Annotated in this window: 15 protein-coding genes; 1 reads left to right on the top strand and 14 read right to left on the bottom strand. The window is 63.9% G+C overall.

Annotated features, from left to right (window positions below; all coding sequences use genetic code 11):
• Nucleotides 1–13 precede the first annotated feature (13 nt).
• The 12 genes from GJ700_RS04325 to GJ700_RS04270 all read right to left on the bottom strand — a co-directional run bounded on the left by GJ700_RS04325 (nt 14) and on the right by GJ700_RS04270 (nt 15353).
• Nucleotides 14–3502, bottom strand: a complete 3489-nt coding sequence (locus tag GJ700_RS04325) for a response regulator (RefSeq protein ID WP_154371408.1) — start codon at nt 3500–3502, stop codon at nt 14–16.
• A gap of 131 nt (nt 3503–3633) precedes the next feature.
• The gene (locus tag GJ700_RS04320) at nt 3634–4128 is read right to left on the bottom strand and encodes a FixH family protein (protein WP_154371407.1); all 495 of its coding nucleotides are present in this window, start codon (nt 4126–4128) and stop codon (nt 3634–3636) included.
• A gap of 11 nt (nt 4129–4139) precedes the next feature.
• Nucleotides 4140–5480, bottom strand: coding sequence for a cytochrome c oxidase accessory protein CcoG (ccoG, locus tag GJ700_RS04315; protein ID WP_154371570.1), 1341 nt, complete (start codon nt 5478–5480; stop codon nt 4140–4142).
• Entirely contained in the window at nt 5455–6429 is a 975-nt protein-coding gene (gene ccoP, locus GJ700_RS04310) for a cytochrome-c oxidase, cbb3-type subunit III (RefSeq protein WP_154371406.1), read from the bottom strand. Before ccoP ends, ccoG begins: the two co-directional genes overlap by 26 nt.
• 2 nt (nt 6430–6431) lie before the next feature.
• Entirely contained in the window at nt 6432–6587 is a 156-nt protein-coding gene (locus tag GJ700_RS04305; protein WP_154371405.1) for a cbb3-type cytochrome oxidase subunit 3, read from the bottom strand.
• 11 nt (nt 6588–6598) lie between these two features.
• On the bottom strand, nt 6599–7213 hold the full coding sequence (ccoO, locus tag GJ700_RS04300; protein WP_154371404.1) for a cytochrome-c oxidase, cbb3-type subunit II: 615 nt from the start codon (nt 7211–7213) through the stop codon (nt 6599–6601).
• A gap of 15 nt (nt 7214–7228) precedes the next feature.
• A complete protein-coding gene (gene ccoN, locus GJ700_RS04295) occupies nt 7229–8641 on the bottom strand; it encodes a cytochrome-c oxidase, cbb3-type subunit I (RefSeq protein WP_371867819.1) in 1413 nt (470 codons plus the stop codon).
• A 123-nt stretch (nt 8642–8764) separates the two neighbouring features.
• Nucleotides 8765–8908, bottom strand: a complete 144-nt coding sequence (ccoS, locus tag GJ700_RS04290; protein WP_154371403.1) for a cbb3-type cytochrome oxidase assembly protein CcoS — start codon at nt 8906–8908, stop codon at nt 8765–8767.
• Nucleotides 8909–8910: 2 nt separating this feature from the next.
• Nucleotides 8911–11403: a heavy metal translocating P-type ATPase gene (locus GJ700_RS04285; RefSeq protein ID WP_154371402.1), complete on the bottom strand. Its 2493-nt coding sequence runs from the start codon at nt 11401–11403 to the stop codon at nt 8911–8913.
• Nucleotides 11403–12218: a sulfite exporter TauE/SafE family protein gene (locus GJ700_RS04280; RefSeq protein ID WP_154371401.1), complete on the bottom strand. Its 816-nt coding sequence runs from the start codon at nt 12216–12218 to the stop codon at nt 11403–11405. Before GJ700_RS04280 ends, GJ700_RS04285 begins: the two co-directional genes overlap by 1 nt.
• Before the next feature lie 12 nt (nt 12219–12230).
• Nucleotides 12231–13667: an oxygen-independent coproporphyrinogen III oxidase gene (hemN, locus tag GJ700_RS04275; RefSeq protein WP_154371400.1), complete on the bottom strand. Its 1437-nt coding sequence runs from the start codon at nt 13665–13667 to the stop codon at nt 12231–12233.
• Between the two features lie 12 nt (nt 13668–13679).
• Nucleotides 13680–15353, bottom strand: a complete 1674-nt coding sequence (locus GJ700_RS04270) for a methyl-accepting chemotaxis protein (protein ID WP_154371399.1) — start codon at nt 15351–15353, stop codon at nt 13680–13682.
• A gap of 114 nt (nt 15354–15467) precedes the next feature.
• Between GJ700_RS04270 and GJ700_RS04265 the strand changes: the two genes are divergently transcribed.
• Nucleotides 15468–15821 (top strand): TfoX/Sxy family protein, encoded by a 354-nt coding sequence (locus GJ700_RS04265; protein ID WP_154371398.1) that lies wholly within the window; start codon nt 15468–15470, stop codon nt 15819–15821.
• On the opposite strand, the gene yiaA is transcribed toward GJ700_RS04265, so the two are convergent.
• Together yiaA and GJ700_RS04255 are read right to left on the bottom strand one after the other, a co-directional pair.
• The gene (gene yiaA / locus GJ700_RS04260) at nt 15798–16208 is read right to left on the bottom strand and encodes an inner membrane protein YiaA (RefSeq protein ID WP_154371397.1); all 411 of its coding nucleotides are present in this window, start codon (nt 16206–16208) and stop codon (nt 15798–15800) included. The genes GJ700_RS04265 and yiaA overlap by 24 nt on opposite strands.
• 10 nt (nt 16209–16218) lie before the next feature.
• On the bottom strand, nt 16219–17166 hold the full coding sequence (locus GJ700_RS04255; RefSeq protein WP_154371396.1) for a DUF808 domain-containing protein: 948 nt from the start codon (nt 17164–17166) through the stop codon (nt 16219–16221).
• Nucleotides 17167–17267 lie beyond the last annotated feature (101 nt).

Below are 17267 nucleotides of genomic sequence, written 5' to 3'. Positions count from 1 at the left end.
CGGCGGGATGGCTTCAAGTGGTCGCGTTTTCCTCGCGCTCCAGCCACTCTTCGGCCAGGCGCAGGGTTTCCGCCAGCACGGTGCGCACTTCCGCGAAATGCGCCGGCCATTCATCGCTGCGCTGTTCCGAGATCGCGTTTTCCGCATCCAGCGTGGCGCGGATCAGGCGCTTGGCGCCCAGCACGCCGATCGCACCGCGCAAGCCATGCAGGATGCGGGCCGCATCTTCGGGGCGGTTTTCGCGCAGTGCCTGGTCGGCATCATCGGCCGGTTTCATGCCGGCGCTGACGGCGCCACGCACCATGCGAAACATCACGGCGCGCCCTTTCGGGTCGTGGCCCATGACTTTCATCAGGCCGGACATGTTGAACAGCGGTTCCGGTTCCGGCGCCGCGGTATCCGCCATGGCGGCAACGGGGGCGGTGGCAAGGGCGGGGGCGGGTGTCACGTCCGGCGCCGCGCCGGCCGGCAGGTGGCGTGCAATCACCGCCAGCATGTCTTCCACCACTACCGGCTTGGCAATGAAATCGCTGATGCCCGCTTCCACGCAACGGTCCCGCTCCGACGCCAGCACACCGGCCGTCATGGCAATCACCGGCAACGTGAGTTTCAATTCGCGGCGCAGTATGGCCGTGGCGGAAAAACCGTCCAGCACGGGCATTTGCATATCCATCAGCACGATGTCGTAGCGCTGCGCGTCCGTGCGCAGCAAGTCGACGGCTTGCTGGCCATCGCCCACCGTGTCGACCGTGGCGCCAGCGTGTTCGAGGATGCCGCGCGCCACGGCCTGGTTCAGCAAATTGTCTTCCACCAGCAGGAAATGGACGCCCTTCAGACGGCCCGCGATGGTGCTGGGCGCGGCGACGCCGTCGCTGCCGGCCGCCTTCGACTGCAGGGCCTGGTGCAGCGCGTCGTACAGGCTGGACGACGTGACGGGCTTGACCAGCACGGCATCCGGGCGCAGTTGCCGCACCGAGGTGGCAGCCGCATCGACCCGGTCGCGTGCAAAGGCGTTGAGCATGGTTACCACCGGCAAGTCTTCGGCGATGTGGCGGACCTTGCGCACCGCATCCGGCGCATCCATGCCGGGCATGTGCCAGTCCGCCAGCAACAGGCTGCAGGGCGGCTGCGCCTGCAGCCGCTCCAGCGCAGCGCCGAACGATACGGCTTCTTCCGCCTCCCAGCCCCAGGCGCGGATTTGCTGGCACACCAGTTCGCGGCTGGTGGCGTTGTCGTCCGCCACCAGCACACGCTGCATGCCCGGCACAGGCTGGCGCGAGACTTTGGGCGCATCGGCCACCACGCCAAATGGCAGGCTGAACCAGAAGCGGCTGCCTTTACCCGGCGTGCTGTCCACCGCGATTTCGCCCCCCATCAATTCAATCAGCTTCTTCGCGATCGCCAGTCCCAGTCCCGTGCCGCCAAAGCGGCGCGTGATGCTTTCATCACCTTGTGTAAATGCATGGAACAATTGCGCCTGCTGCGCCTCGCTGATGCCGATGCCGGTGTCGGCCACTTCGAACCGCAGCACGACCCGGGCCGCGTCGCGCGCTTCGCACGCCACGCGCACCACGACTTCACCTTGCGCCGTGAATTTGATGGCGTTGCCGGCCAGGTTGACGAGGATTTGCTGCAAGCGCAGCGCATCGCCGTGCAACTGGCGCGGCACGTCCTGCGCCACGGCGATCGCCAGCTCCAGCTCTTTCTCGCCCGCGTTCATGGTCATCGTGGTGGCCAGGCTGCCCATGGTTTCATCGAGGTCGAAATCCACCGGCGCCAGTTCCATACGGCGCGCTTCGATCTTGGAAAAATCCAGGACATCGTTCAGGATGGCCAGCAGTGTCTGGCCGGATGCCTCCACCATGTTCAGGTATTTGCGCTGCTGCGCCGTCAGCGGTGTGTTGCCCAGCAAATGCGCCATGCCCAGCACGGCATTCATCGGTGTGCGGATTTCATGGCTCATGTTCGCCACGAAGTCGCTCTTGGCGCGATTCGCTGCTTCGGCGCGGTCGCGCGACTGTTCCAGCGCCGCCGCGTAGGCTTCCGTATCCTGGCGCAAGCGTTCCCGCTCCGTGATGTCGGCAATCACGGCCAGTACTTTCTGGCCCTCGCCCGTATGAATGGCGGACAGGCTGATCTCGGCCGGGAAGCGGGCGCCATCCTTGCGCAAGCCATGCAACGTGCGGCCGGCCCCCATGTGCACCGGCTCCGGCGAAAGCCGCGTCGACGCGAAGCCATGCCGCAATTGCTGGTGCGCTTCACGCTGGTCGGATGGCACCAGCATTTCCACCGGCCGGCCCAGGATCTCTTCGCGGGCATAGCCGAAACAGCGTTCCGCCTCGCGGTTGAAAGTCTCGATACGCCCATCCGCATCCGTCACGACGATGGCGTTCGGCGCCAGGTCGATCATGTCCAGCAGGCGCCGGTCGGCCGCTTCGCGCTGGCGCATCAAGCTGTTGAACGCCAGCGTGACTTCGCCGATTTCATCGTTGGCCGATACGGCAATCGGCGTGAACACTTCGTCGCTGGCGCGCATGCGTAAAATCGCCGCATGCAGGCGCGCCAGCGGCGCCATCAGCTTCATGGTCAGCCAGCCGATCAATGCGGCGGCGGCCAGCGACGCCAGCACGCCCCATGCCGCCACGCGCGACAGCATGCCCTGGAAAGGTTCAAACGCTTCATCCACTGGCAACGACGCGGCCAGCACCCAGTCGACCGTCTTCAATGCCTTGAAACTGTTGAAGGCGCGCAGTCCCGTGCTGTTGGTGCTGACGACCGTGCCTTCAAAACCATCGTTCAGGGCCCGGGTGGTGGCGGGATTCGCATTCGGCGGACGGGGTTTCAGCAGCCGGTCGAGGTCGGGGTGAAGCACGTACAGCGGCACTTCCGAGCGCGTGACGGCAAAGTAATAGCCGGTTCGGCCCACCTTGGCGGTGCGCAGGTGGCCCAGCACATTGTCTTTGTACAGGCGCAGCACACCGATCAGCACGGCCTGCACTTCGCCTTTCCGGTCCAGTACCGGCGCAATCATTTGCACAATGGGCTGCTTGCCGGAACGGCCGATCACCGGTTCCGCGATCAGCGGCTGGCGCGTGGCCAGCACGCGCTTGAAGAATTCACGGTCGCCCGCATTGACCTGCGTACGGCCAGCCACTTCCGGCAAGTCGGCAATGACCTGGCCTTTCGGGTCCAGCACAAGGATGTCGTCGAACAGGGAGAGGACGGCGCGGTCCGCATAATACGCGCGCAATGCGGCAGAATCCTGGGCAATCGCCGGCGGCTGCATCTTGGCGGACATCGCGATGATGCCCAGCAGCATGTTCAGTTTGTCATCCAGCTCTTCCGCCGTGCGGTTGATCAGCGCCGTCTGCTGCGAGAACAGCACCCGCGTGAAATCCTCTTCCAGCTTGCGCATCTGCATCGCAGTCACGAAGCCCACCACGACGACCGATGTGATGCTGGTGGCTAGCGCAACTTTGACTTTGATGCCGAGAGGTTTCATGTGGTCCTTGGCTGGATGCTGGGAATTTTCCTATCTATGCATGTCCAAGGCAAGAATACCATGGCAAAAAGAAAGGAGTTCCTGACAACATTCCCAGGAGGAACCAGCGCCCGTCCGGCCACCTAGGGGATTCACGTACCCGGCGCGGACAGGGTCACCTCCCGCTGCACGGGCCAGTGCCAGCGCCCCTCCAGCCGCCAGTCGCGCTTGTCGCTTTCCACCAGCACTTGCCAGCGCGTGCGTTCCAGCATGGGCAACGCAGCACCAAACACGCCATCCGGTGCAGGATGCACTTCCAGCACCACGTCCTTGGCCGGTTGCGTGGCGTGCGCCAGGCGCAACACCACGGTAGCGGGCATGGCGTTATTGCTGTCGATCTTGCCGGTCAGGATGCCGCGCGCCGCGTCGTAGCGCAGCACCGCCGAGATGCCCAGCTCCGATGCTGCCCGGTCGCGCCGCAAATCCTGGTTGATGGCTTTGCCGCGCTTGTAGTAGTCACCCACGACCAGCGCATCCGGCCGGGAAAACGCCAGCCATCCCGTATACGAGCCTGCCAGCAGCACGATAAACGGCCCCAGCATCAACAGCCAGGGCCAGCGTTGGGTCCACCAGGGGGACGTATCCATGTTGTTTCCTTTCAGCGCGGCACGATAAATACCGCTTCTTCCTGCACATGCAATGCCGGGTTGTCCAGCGCGGTCAGCGCGATGTCGATCCGGTTCGATCCCTTGTGCCCCTGGCCGGCGGCAATGCGCAGGCGCAGCGGCACCGCCAGCGTTTCCGTCGCGCCCACCGGCACCACGTCTTCCGTCACGGGCGCCAGCGATGGCAGGCCGGACACCGTGATGCGGTAGCGGTGCGGCTGTTCCGTGGTATTCATGATTTGCAGCCGGTACACGTTTTCAATCGCGCCATCTTCCACTTCGCGTCCCATGGCGCCGCGATCGCGCAGCACATCGAGCTTCAATGGCGTGCGCAACCACAACGCCGCGCCAAACGCGCCGATGATCAGCCACAGCACGGCGCTGTAAATCAAAATCCGCGGCCGCAGCACGCTGCGCCACCCAAGCTGCTTGCCGTTCCCGGTGGCATAGTGGATCAAGCCACGCGGGCGTCCCACCTTGTCCATCACGCCGTCGCACGCATCGATGCACACGGCGCAGCTGATGCATTCGTACTGCAACCCTTTGCGGATGTCGATCCCGGCAGGGCACACTTGCACGCACATCGAGCAATCGATGCAGGCGCCGCCTTCTTTTCCCATTGGCGCGCGCGGTTCGCCGCGCTGCGCATCGTACGTGACGATCAGCGTATCGCGGTCGAACATGGAACTCTGGAAGCGTGCATACGGACACATGTAGCGGCACACCTGTTCGCGCAGCCAGCCGGCATTGCCATAGGTGGCGAAACCGTAAAACACCACCCAGAACCATTCCCACGGGCCGAACTGCAGTTCGCTCAGCACGCGGATCGGCGTGAAATAGCCGACAAACGTAAAGCCCGTCCACAGTCCGACCAGGCCCCACGACAGATGCTTGCCGCCGCGGCGCCATGCCTTGTCGAACGTCATGCCCTGCTTGTCCAGGCGCAGGCGCGCGCTGCGCGGACCTTCCCAGCGGCGCTCCAGCCACAGGAAAATTTCCGTATAAACCGTTTGCGGACAGGCGAAACCGCACCACGCGCGCCCCGCCACGGCCGTCACGAGGAACAGGCTGTAGGCGCAAATGATCAGCAGCACAGCGAGGTAAATGAAATCCTGCGGCCACAGCACCAGTCCGAAGATGTAGAACTTGCGCGCGGCCAGGTCGAACAGCAGGGCCTGACGGCCGTTCCATTGCAGCCACGGGGCCGCGTAGAACGCTATTTGCGTCAGCCATACACACAGCCAGCGCAGCCGCGTGTAATGGCCTTGCGTCTCGCGCGGGTGGATCGCCTCGCGCGGCGCATACATCTTAATGATTCGTTCCGGGGCGTTCATCATGTGTTGCGGCTACCGCCGTCTCGGTTCCCGTCTTGCCAGTCCGGTTGGACAAACTCCACACATAGGCTGCCAGTACGTGTACCTTGCCTTCACCGAGGAAGTCGGCGAACGCCGGCATGGTGCTGTTACGGCCCTTGGTGATGGTTTCCTTGATGGTTTCCAGGCCGCCGCCATGCAACCACACCTTGTCGGTCAGGTTCGGCGCGCCCAGCGCCTGGTTGCCGGTACCGGCCGCAGTATGGCACGCCATGCAGGCGGCAAACTTGGTCTTGCCGAAGACCGCCTTGATCGGGTCGGCCGAGCCGCCGGACAGGCTGGCCACGTAGTGCGCCACGTTTTCCACGTCCTTGTCCGAACCCAGCGCGGCGCCCATCGGCGGCATCACGCCGTTGCGGCCATGCAGGATGGTGGTCTTGATGACGTCAGGCGTGCCGCCATACAGCCAGTCCTTGTCGGTCAGGTTGGGGAAACCCTTGCTGCCCCGTGCGTCGGAACCGTGGCATTGCGCGCAATACGTCAGGAACAGGCGTTCGCCCATCGCATGCGCCTGCGGATCGGCCGCCACCACCTGGATATCCTGCTTCAGGTAGCCGTCGAACAGCGGGCCGTAATCCTTGGTGGCCTTGTCCAGCTCGGCCTGGTACTGGCCGCTGGATTTCCAGCCCAGCTTGCCGGCGTAGGTCCCCAGGCCGGGATACAGGAACAGGTAGGCCAGGCCGAACACGATGGTGATGTAGAACAGCCACATCCACCAGCGCGGCATGGGCGTATTCAACTCCATCAAGTCTTCGTCCCACACGTGGCCCGTGGTCCCCACCGGGTTATCGTTGCCGGCCGTGATCTTGTGCACCGATTGCGAATACAGCAGCACGGCGCAGCCGATCACGCCCAGCATGGTGAGGGCGACGATGTACAGGTTCCAGAATTCACTGGTGAAGTCGGACATGATCAATCCTCCCCGTCGGCAAAGGGCAGTTGCGCGGCTTCCGCGAACTTCGGCTGGTTATTCCGCGCCCACGCCCACAGCACGATGCCGGTGAACGTGATGAATGAAACGACCGTCATCACGCTGGCGGCGCGGTCGAATAATAAATGCAGGTCCATGTGTTCCTCGCTCAGTTTCTCGTCTTGATGGCGGTACCCAACCCTTGCAGGTAAGCGATCAGCGCATCTTCTTCCGTCTTGCCTTCCAGCTCCTTCGGGGCGGCGGCAATGTCGGCGTCCGAGTACGGATCGCCCAGCCGCTGCAACGCCCGCAAGCGCGGCACGATGTCGCCCGGATTCAACGTGGTCCGTGCCAGCCATGGATAGCCGGGCATATTCGATTCCGGCACCACGTCGCGCGGATTGACCAGGTGCGTACGGTGCCATTCATCGCTGTAGCGGCCGCCCACACGGGCCAGGTCCGGGCCCGTGCGCTTGGAGCCCCACTGGAACGGGCGGTCATACACGAATTCGCCGGCCACGGAATAGTGGCCATAGCGTTCCGTCTCGGCACGGAACGGCCGGATCATCTGCGAGTGGCAACCGTAGCAGCCTTCGCGCACATACACGTCGCGTCCCGCCAGGCGCAGCGGGCTGTATGGCTTGATGCCCGCCACCGGTTCGGTGGTGGACTTCTGGAAGAACAGCGGGATGATTTCCACCGCGCCGCCCACCGATACCACCAGCACCACCAGCGCGATCAGCAGCCACGGGTTTTTCTCGATCCATTCATGGGAAAATTTCATGTCGTTCTCCTGGCCTTACGCGGCCTTCAGTTCAGGGATACGGGCTTCAGGCGTTTTCTGGCCGCGCAGGGTCATCCACGTATTGAAGGCCATCACCCCCATGCCGCCCAGGTACAGCGTGCCGCCGAAGAAGCGCACCACGTAGTACGGATAGGTTGCCTTCACGCCTTCCACGAAGGTGTAGGTCAGCGTGCCGTCCGGATTCACGGCGCGCCACATCAAGCCCTGCATCACGCCGGCAATCCACATGGCGGCGATGTACAGCACGATGCCGATGGTGGCGACCCAGAAGTGCACGTCGACCAGTTGCGTGCTCCACATTTCCTTGCGGCCGGCCAGGCGCGGCAACAGGTAGTAGATCGAGCCCATGGTGATGAAGCCGACCCAGCCCAGCGCGCCGCCGTGCACGTGGGCGATGCCCCAGTCGGTGTAGTGCGACAGCGCATTGACGGTCTTGATCGACATCATCGGGCCTTCGAACGTGGCCATGCCGTAGAACGACAGCGAGACGATCATGAATTTCAGGATCGGGTCGGTGCGCAGCTTGTGCCAGGCGCCCGACAGGGTCATCATGCCGTTGATCATGCCGCCCCACGATGGCGCCAGCAGGATCAGCGAAAACACCATGCCCAGCGATTGCGTCCAGTCAGGCAATGCCGTGTAGTGCAGGTGGTGCGGGCCGGCCCACATGTAGGTGAAGATCAGCGCCCAGAAGTGCACGATCGACAAGCGGTACGAATATACAGGGCGGTTGGCCTGCTTGGGAATGAAGTAGTACACCATGCCCAGGTAGCCCGCCGTCAGGATGAAGCCCACCGCGTTGTGGCCATACCACCACTGGATCATGGCGTCCTGCACGCCCGTGTAGAACGAATACGATTTCCACAGCGTGGCCGGCATGCTCATGCCGTTCACCACGTGCAGCAGGGTCACGGCCAGGATGAAGCCGCCGAAGAACCAGTTGGCGACATAGATATGCTGGACCTTGCGCTTGATGATGGTGCCGAAGAACACGATCGTGTACGCGACCCACACGACGGCGATCAGCAAGGTGATCGGCCATTCCAGTTCCGCGTATTCCTTGCCGCGCGTGAGGCCGGCAGGCAGGGTGAACACGGCGCTGATGATGACCGCTTGCCAGCCCCAGAACGTGAAGGCGGCCAGCTTGTCCGAAAACAGCCGGACCTGGCAGGTGCGCTGCACCACGTAGTACGACGTGGCAAACAAGCCGGAAACGCCGAATGCAAAGATGACGGCGTTGGTATGCAAGGGCCGCAGGCGGCCGTAGGTCAGCCAGGGAATGTCAAAATTCAGCGCGGGCCAGGCCAGCTGGGCGGCGATAATCACGCCAACCAGCATGCCGACCACGCCCCACAAGACAGTCGCAATGGCGAACTGCTTGACGACCCGGTAATTATAGTTTTCCACTTTGGTGTTCTCCCGTAGAACGCTTTGATGATGTAAGTCAAAGGTTACGGGGGTGGGCAGTAAAAAACTTTGATGTGAATCAAAATTGGCCAAACGAGCTTGGGCCAGGGCGATGCAAGCGTGTCACTGATCGTCGTCCTGCAGGATGCGCAAGCCCGGCCCCACCAGGTCGTCGAATTGCCCGCTGTCTGAGGCTTTGAAGAACAGCCAGATCGCGCCGAACACCAGCACGACGCTCAACGGCACCAGCAAATACAAGGCTTCCATGATTATGCCTTTCGCAATCTCAATGCATTGATGACCACCACGGCGGAACTGAGCGCCATGCCGACGCCGGACAGCCACGGGTTCAGCCAGCCCAGCGCGGCGGCCGGGATCGCCGTGGCGTTGTACAGCATGGCCCACGCCAGGTTTTGCCGGATCACGCGCATGGTACGGGACGCGCAAGCCGCGCTGTCCGCCACGGCGTGCAGCTGGCCATTCAACAGCACGGCATCCGCATGGGCTTGCGCCAGCGCGGCGCCACTGCCCATGGCAAACGAGACATCGGCGCAACCCAGCACGGCCGCGTCGTTGATGCCATCGCCCACCATGGCTACCACAGCGCCACCCTGCTGCAATTGCTGGACGTAGTCGACCTTCTGGCCAGGCAGGCAATCGCCCTGCGCCATCGTGATGCCCAGTTCCTGCGCCACCTGCCGTACCAACGGGCCGCGGTCGCCGCTGAGCAGCACCACTTGCTTGCCTTGCGCGCGGAAGTAATCGACAGTCTGCCGGGCATCGGCGCGCAACGCATCGCTGATATAAAAGCATGCCAGCCATGCGCCATCGGTACCCAGGTAGACGGCGGTCATGCCGCTGCCGGCATGGTCCGTGCCGCACTCCGTATCAATAACCTTGCCGGCAATGGCTTCAACGAACGCCGCATTGCCAAGCCGGTAACGCTGGCCGCCGATCATGCCTTCCAGCCCCTGGCCGGATATTTCCTGTACGTCCATGGCTGTCCACCGCGCGGCGATACCGTCTTGCGCAGCCGCGACGATGGCGCGGGCGATCGGGTGCGCACTGTGCGCTTCCAGCGCGGCGGCGATTTGCAATACCGCGCGGTGATCCGGACCGGCGCCCGGACCAAGGCGGACCACGTGGCGCACGGCAGGCTTGCCCTCGGTCAGCGTGCCGGTTTTATCAAACACGATATGGGTGGCGCGGTGCAGTGTTTCCAGCACGTGCGGCTGCACGACGAGGATGCCTTGCGCCAGCAAACGGTCGGTGGCGGCGGCCAGTGCCGATGGCGTGGCCAGCGACAGAGCACACGGGCAAGACACCACCAGCACGGCAATGGCGACCGGCCAGGCGCGGGCCGGATCGGCCCAGTGCCACCACAGCCATGCGCCCACTGCCAGCAACAGCAGCGCCGCCACGAACCACGACGCGGTCCGGTCCGCCCACAGTGCCATGGCGGGCTTGCCGCTGCCGGCTTTTTCCACCAGCTTCAGCAAGCCCGCCAGCGTGCTGTCTCCGGCCGCCCGCGTCACGCGCAGCAGTACGGCATGACCGGCGTTGATGGCGCCGCCCGGCACGCTGGCGCCCGTGGCCATCGCCTGCGGTGCGCTTTCGCCCGTCAGCAGCGACAAATCGGCCGATGTGGCGCCCTCGATAATGTCGCCGTCGGCGGCAAACGCTTCGCCCGGCTTGACGGCAATCACGTCGCCCGCCTTCAACGTGGCGGCCGCGACCACGGTGGCGCTGCGCGCGGCAGGCCAGCCCGCCAACAGCGATGCCGATGCCGGCAAGCCATGCTGCAAGCGTTCCAGTGCGGATGCCGCCTTGCGCCGCGCCGCCAGTTCCAGCCAGCGGCTGCACAGCAGCAGGAAAATGAACATCGTGACGGAGTCGTAATAGACGTCGCCGTGGCCGCGCCATGTGGCGATCACGCTGGCGCCGAAGGCGGCGGCAATGCCCAGCGCCACCGGCACATCCATGCCCAATGCATGCGCGCGCAGGCTGGACCATGCGCCGCGGAAGAACGGCATGGCGGAATAACAGACCGCGGGCAAGGTCAGCAACAGGCTGGCCCACTGCATCAGCGCGGCCATACCCGGCTCCAGCGTGCCCTGGTTGACGGCGTCGTCGGCCAGGTAGGCCGGCGCCACGTACATCATTACTTGCATCATCGACAGGCATGCCACGAACAGGCGGCGGCCCAGCGCGCGGCCCGCTTGCTGCAACTGGCGGCTGTGCCGGGCCGCGTCATAGGGCCACGCCGGGTAGCCGATCGCATGCAATGCGCGTAACACATCGGCCGCCTCGCATGCATCCTTGCGCCACCGCACGCGCAGGCGGCCGGTGGCGACATTCATGTCGGCTTTCACCACGCCCGGCAATTGCAGCAGGCGCCGTTCGATCAGCCACACGCACGCGGCGCAGCGGATACCATCCACCAGCAGCACTGCTTCGCAGTCGGTGGCGTCCAGCGCGAAGCGGGGATCGTCATTGCGGTACAGCGCCAATTCTGGCGGCAAGGCATCGGCGCCGGTGGCGGTGGCGGCGTAGCCGTCCCGCGTCGCGTACCACGATGACTGGCCCGCGTCGGCAATGGCTTGCGCGACAGCGGCGCAACCGGGACAGCACATCCGGCGCTCGATGCCATCGATGGCGGCTTTCCATGGCGTGCCCGCGGCGACGGGCAAGCCGCAGTGGAAGCAGCCGGCGGAATCCGGCGCCGCGCCACCATCGAGGAAGGATTCGCGTACCGCGCCCATCACACGCCTCCGATACACAGCAAATCAACCCATCCATGCAGCGCCGGCATGCCGGGAATGGCCACGCCTGCGGCACGCAGCAAGCCCAGCACGCCAAACGCCATCACCAGGGAACCGCACGCGATGCGCACGGCGCGCCGCTGCAGGAAATGGCGCAAGACCATGCCGGACATGCCCGCCGCAAACAGCAGCGGTGTCGTTCCCAGGCCGAACGCCAGCATGATGCCGGCGCCATCAAAGCCATTACCGCTCAACATGGCGGTGACCAGCATGCTGTAGACCAGGCCGCAGGGTAGCCAGCCCCACAGCGCCCCCGCCGCCAGCGCCTTGACTGGCGTGTCCATCGGTAAAAAGGAATTTAGCAGCGGCTGCGCGTGGCGCCACACGTGCTGGCCCAACCGTTCGATATGGGCCAGTCCGCGCCACGCATTCATCAGGTACAGGCCGGCCGCCAGCAGCATCAGGTTGGCCAGGACCAGCGCGGCTTGTTGCAGCGGCGCTATGGCCGCCAGGCCGATCACGCCTTCTGCCAGGCCGCCGGCGGCGGCGCCCGCCATCACGTAGCTGGCGATGCGCCCCAAGTTGAAGGAGGCAAGGCGCAGCAGGCGTAGCGTCACCACAGACACCGCTGCCGCCGGATGCAGCGTGGCGGCGGCGCGATGCGCATGGAAAACCAGCGGCGCAGCCATATCAGCCACATCAGCCGGTTGCTGCCGTGCCGCCGCGCCGCCCAGGGTGGCGGCAATCCCGCCGCACATGCCCACGCAATGAACGCTGGCAGCCAGGCCGGCGGCGAAGAATGGCAGCAGGTTCATGATATAAACCGTTTATATTGTTCTCGAAAAACGCAACGGTTGCACCGCGTCCTGCGCCTGCGCTTCGCGCGGCATGCCCAGGTAGCGGTCGAAGACCATGCAGATATTGCGGATCAGCAGGCGGCCTTTCTTCGTCACGGACAGCCACGCGCCGTCATACGACACCAGGCCGTCGGCTTCCAATGCCTTCAGCTGCGCCAGTTCTTTCGCGAAATACTGGTCGAAGCGGATCGGATACGCCTGTTCCAGCGACGCCACCGCCAGTTCGAAATTGCACATCAGTTGCTGGATGACGTGGCGCCGCAGCAAGTCATCCGTATTCAGGCGGATGCCGCGCGCCACCGGCAGGCGGCCCAGTTCCAGCTGCTCGTAATAGGCGTCCAGCGTTTTTTCATTCTGGCTGTAGGTATTGCCGACCAAACTGATGGCCGACACACCCAGCGCCACCAGGTCCGCATCCGCGTGGGTCGAATAACCCTGGAAATTGCGGTGCAGCCGGCCCTGGCGCTGCGCAACCGCAAGGTCGTCGTCCGGCTTGGCGAAATGGTCCATGCCGATGTACACGTAGCCCGCCTGCGTCAGCAGGCCGATGCACATGGCCAGCATATCGAGCTTGACCTGCGGCGACGGTAAATCGTCTTCGCTGATGCGGCGCTGCGGCTTGAACAGGTGCGGCATGTGGGCGTAGTTGTACAGCGAGATGCGGTCCGGACTGGCAGCCACCACCTTGGCGATGGTTTGCTTCATCGTCTCCAGCGTCTGCTTCGGCAAGCCATAAATCAAATCGATGCTGATCGAACGGAAGCCCGCATTGCGCGCCGCCTGCATCACCGCCAGGGTTTCTTCCTCCGGCTGGATACGGTTGACGGCTTGCTGTACATCGGGATCGAAATCCTGCACGCCCAGGCTGATACGGTTGAAACCCTGGCGCCGCAGCGCCTGCACCCGTTCCGGTGACACCGTGCGAGGATCGATTTCAATCGAATATTCGCCCGCATGGTCCGGCGCGAAAGCGAAGTGGCGGCGCAGGTGCGCCATCAAATCGTCCATCTGGCGGTCGCTCAGGTACGTCGGCGTGCCGCCGCCGAAATGCAGCTGGTCGACCTGGTGCATGCCGGCGAACAGTTTTCCCTGCATTTCAATTTCCTGTTTCAGGTACGACAGGTAGACGGCCGCCTTGGTGCGGTCGCGCGTGACGATCTTGTTGCAGCCGCAGTAGTAGCAGACGGTGTCGCAAAACGGGATGTGTACGTACAGCGACAGCGGGCCGCGCGGGCCCCGCATCTTGACGTTGGCCAGCGCTTCCAGGAAATCGCCATAGCGGAAGCCGGCGGTAAACCGGTCGGCAGTCGGATAGGACGTATAACGGGGGCCCGACGTGCTGAGACGTTCGATGGTGCAGGCATCGAATTGCACGGGAAAGCTGGCGGGTGTTGCGCTGGTGTTCATTTCAATGCGACCTCAGGCGGCCAGGCGTTTGACGCTGGCGGTATGGGACTTTTCCGCGCCACGGAAAGGGCGCACGGTGGATGGCGTATTCGGTAATGCAGTCCGGCCGTCCGCGGCCCGGCCGAACTTGAACAGGCTGACCGCCTGTTTCAGCCCACCGGCTTCGTTGGCCAGGCTGGCGGCGGCGGCGGCCGCTTCTTCGACCAGCGCGGCATTTTGCTGCGTGACCTGGTCCATGTGGGCGATGGCCTGGTTGACCTGGTCGACGCCGATGCTTTGTTCGCGGGAAGCGATGGAAATTTCACGCATGATGGACGTCACCTGCTGTACCGCGCTGACCACCTGTTCCATCGTGTCGCCGGCGCGGTTGGCGCGCTCCATGCCGACACTGACTTTGCCCACCGAGACGTCGATCAATTGCTTGATGTCCTTGGCCGCCATCGACGAGCGCTGCGCCAGGCTGCGTACTTCGCCCGCCACCACGGCAAAGCCGCGCCCCTGCTCACCGGCGCGCGCCGCTTCCACGGCGGCATTGAGCGCCAGGATATTGGTCTGGAATGCGATACCTTCGATCAGGGCGATGATGTCGACGATCTTCTTCGACGACGCATTGATTTCACTCATGGTGGCAATCACTTCGGACACGATCTGCCCTCCTTCCACCGCCACTTCCGACGCCGCCACGGCCAGGTCGTTGGCTTGCGCGGAATTTTCCGCATTCTGTTTCACGGTGGACGAGAATTCATCGATGCTGGATGCGGTTTCTTCCAGGCTGGCAGCCTGCGATTCCGTACGGCCGGACAGGTCCGCATTGCCTGCGGCAATCTGGCGGGTGGCCACTGCCATGGTTTCCACGTTGACGCGCACGTCGCGGATGGTGGCGATCAGGTTGCTGTTCATTTGCTGCAAGGCGCGCAGCAGCTGTCCCACTTCATCGGTGGCGTGCGTGTCGAACGTCGCGGACAAGTCGCCGGCGGCAATCGACCGGGCCCCTTCCAGCGCCCGGCCCAGTGGTTGCAAGACGCTGGTGCGCAACGTGTACCAGAGGAAGACATTGACCAGCAAGCCGATAAAGGTGGCGGTGAAAATCGTGTAGCGCGTGATTTCCGACGCGCCGTCGCCGAACAGGCTGGCGATGCAGACCAGCGCCAGCAACAGGTTGACGCCGCTGGTGGCGGCCCAGATGCGCATGCCCAGCGACATATGGCTGAGGCGCGACAACAGGTTATTGATGCCGAGGTGGATCACCTGGCCGTTACGGATGGCGATGCGCTTGTCGCCCGCGCGGATCAGCTGATACGCGGCTTGCGCTGCGGCGACCTGGTCGCGGTCGGCCTTGGTGCGCACCGACATGTAGCCCAGGGTGCGGCCCGCTTCCTTGATTGGCGTGATATTGGCTTTGACCCAGTAGAAGTCGCCATTCTTGCAGCGGTTTTTCACCAGCCCCGTCCACGGCGTGCCAGACTGGATCGAGTGCCACAGGTCGGCAAAGGCTTCCGGCGGCATGTCCGGATGGCGCAGGATGTTTTGCGGCGCGCCGATCAGCTCGTCTTCCGAATAGCCGCTGATTTGCACGAAATACGGGTTCACATACGTGATATTGCCGTTCAGGTCAGTCTTGGAAACAATGGCCTGCTCGGCCGATAATTCGACTTCACGGTTGGTAACGGGTAAGTTCGTGCGCATCGCACCCTCCTGCAGTTGATATTCTTGCTATATCGCAAGTTATGCAGCCAGTTTACGGAGTGGGACGCGCAAATTTATTGACTTGGATCAAAATTCCCCGGATTAGGAGACGTTATGGGATCGCAGCAAGGGACGGTGGATTTCCTCGTGGACCAGTTCGCCGCGGCAGGCCTGGTGGCGGCCCGCAAGATGTTTGGCGAATATGCGATTTATTGCGATGGCAAGATGTTTGCGCTGGTGTGCGACGACCGCCTGTTCGTCAAGCCCATCCCCGCCAGCAAGCAATACATGGGCGAACCGGAACAGGCGCCCCCGTATCCGCAAGCGAAGCCGTGGTACGTGGTGCCGGAAGAGAAGTGGGACGAGCGGGAATGGCTGTGCGGACTGGCGCGGGTCACGGCAGCCGCGCTGCCGCCGCCCGCGCCGAAAAAACCCAGGAAAAAGTCAGGCCAGGTCGCTGCCGGCTGAGCGGCTGCTGTCGCGCACATTCTTTTGCACGGCCACGGCGGCAAACAGGCTCAGTACGAACGACATCGCATAAAACCCTTTTTCGCTGGGCGCCAGCGTGGCATGCCACAAGCCCACCGTCAGCAACAGCAACGCCAGCAGCAGCGACATCCAGCACAGGCCGAAATACAGATTCGTCACGGGGATGCCTTCCATGCGGTCGCGCACGGATTTTTGCAGCGACACGGCGGAAAACAATCCGTAGGCCAGCAGCGTGAAGTAATACCCCTTTTCGTTGAGCGCCATGGTGGCGTTCCACAGGCCGGCCAGGTAGGTAATGGCGCCCACCAGCAGGGCAGCCCACGACGCACCGACAAATGCGGCGCTGGGACGCTGGGGTTGGTTCATGTCAGTCTCCTTACGCCTTGCGGCGGAACAGGTTCACCACTTTGCCCACGGCCGTCACCACGGCCAGCACCAGGCCGCCGGCCACCACGCCGCCGATGGCGTCCAGCACAGGCGGCGTGACGGCGGCCAGCGCGGGGCCGACGCCGCCGATCCCTTCCACGGCTTCCACCGCGTGATGAATCACGTCGTGCGCGCCAGGAATGCCGTGCGTGAGGATACCGCCGCCCACCATGAACATGGCCAGCGTGCCCGCCACGGACAGGAATTTCATCAGTTTCGGGGCGGCAGCCAGCAGGAAGCGGCCGACACCCTTGACGAACGCGCTGGCGCCCGTGCGCTGCGCCAGGTACAGGCCGGCGTCATCCATTTTCACGATGGCCGCCACGATGCCGTACACGCCCACCGTCATCAAGGTGGCGACACCGGCCAGCACGGCCACCTGTTGCCCGAATGGCGCTTCGGCCACCGTGCCCAGCGCAATGACGATGATTTCCGCCGACAGGATGAAGTCGGTGCGGATCGCGCCCTTGATCTTGTCCTTTTCCAGCGCCACCATGTCGACGGCCGGATTGACCAGCGCGGCGGTCAGTTCCGCATGGTGCGCTTCGTCTTCCGCATCGCTGTGCAGCAGCGGGTGGGCGATTTTTTCAAAGCCTTCGAAGCACAGGTAAGCGCCGCCCACCATCAGCAGCGGCGTCACCGACCATGGCGCGAAGGCGCTGATGGCCAGCGCGGCGGGCACCAGGATGGCCTTGTTTTTCAGGGACCCCACCGCCACCGCCCACACCACGGGCAATTCGCGGTCGGCTTGCACGCCCGCCACCTGCTGCGCATTCAGCGCCAGGTCGTCGCCCAGCACGCCGGCGGTTTTCTTGGCGGCGACCTTGCTCATGGCGGCCACGTCGTCGAGGATGGTGGTGATGTCGTCAATCAGCGCCAGCAGGCTGGATCCGGCCATATCAGCAGCCCTCCGGGCGCAAGGTGGTGAATCGGGTATAGGCGGCAGGTGTCATGGCAGTTGGAAATCCGTTAATTCGAACGGCAATCTTACCGCATATA

Origin of the sequence: Pseudoduganella rivuli, from assembly GCF_009674485.1 — a bacterium.
GTDB lineage: Bacteria > Pseudomonadota > Gammaproteobacteria > Burkholderiales > Burkholderiaceae_D > Rugamonas > Rugamonas rivuli_B.
The sequence above is the reverse complement of the archived record's forward strand: the minus strand, read 5'-3'. Positions and strand labels throughout refer to the sequence as shown.

Excerpts from the sequence above, each read along its gene's own strand:
- GJ700_RS04325 (WP_154371408.1), bottom strand. The coding sequence starts at position 3,502 with ATGAAACCTCTCGGCATCAAAGTCAAAGTTGCGCTAGCCACCAGCATC.
- GJ700_RS04320 (WP_154371407.1), bottom strand. The coding sequence starts at position 4,128 with ATGGATACGTCCCCCTGGTGGACCCAACGCTGGCCCTGGCTGTTGATG.
- ccoG (WP_154371570.1), bottom strand. The coding sequence starts at position 5,480 with ATGAACGCCCCGGAACGAATCATTAAGATGTATGCGCCGCGCGAGGCG.
- ccoP (WP_154371406.1), bottom strand. The coding sequence starts at position 6,429 with ATGTCCGACTTCACCAGTGAATTCTGGAACCTGTACATCGTCGCCCTC.
- GJ700_RS04305 (WP_154371405.1), bottom strand. The coding sequence starts at position 6,587 with ATGGACCTGCATTTATTATTCGACCGCGCCGCCAGCGTGATGACGGTC.
- ccoO (WP_154371404.1), bottom strand. The coding sequence starts at position 7,213 with ATGAAATTTTCCCATGAATGGATCGAGAAAAACCCGTGGCTGCTGATC.
- ccoS (WP_154371403.1), bottom strand. The coding sequence starts at position 8,908 with ATGGAAGCCTTGTATTTGCTGGTGCCGTTGAGCGTCGTGCTGGTGTTC.
- GJ700_RS04285 (WP_154371402.1), bottom strand. The coding sequence starts at position 11,403 with ATGGGCGCGGTACGCGAATCCTTCCTCGATGGTGGCGCGGCGCCGGAT.
- GJ700_RS04280 (WP_154371401.1), bottom strand. The coding sequence starts at position 12,218 with ATGAACCTGCTGCCATTCTTCGCCGCCGGCCTGGCTGCCAGCGTTCAT.
- hemN (WP_154371400.1), bottom strand. The coding sequence starts at position 13,667 with ATGAACACCAGCGCAACACCCGCCAGCTTTCCCGTGCAATTCGATGCC.
- GJ700_RS04270 (WP_154371399.1), bottom strand. The coding sequence starts at position 15,353 with ATGCGCACGAACTTACCCGTTACCAACCGTGAAGTCGAATTATCGGCC.
- GJ700_RS04265 (WP_154371398.1), top strand. The coding sequence starts at position 15,468 with ATGGGATCGCAGCAAGGGACGGTGGATTTCCTCGTGGACCAGTTCGCC.
- yiaA (WP_154371397.1), bottom strand. The coding sequence starts at position 16,208 with ATGAACCAACCCCAGCGTCCCAGCGCCGCATTTGTCGGTGCGTCGTGG.
- GJ700_RS04255 (WP_154371396.1), bottom strand. The coding sequence starts at position 17,166 with ATGGCCGGATCCAGCCTGCTGGCGCTGATTGACGACATCACCACCATC.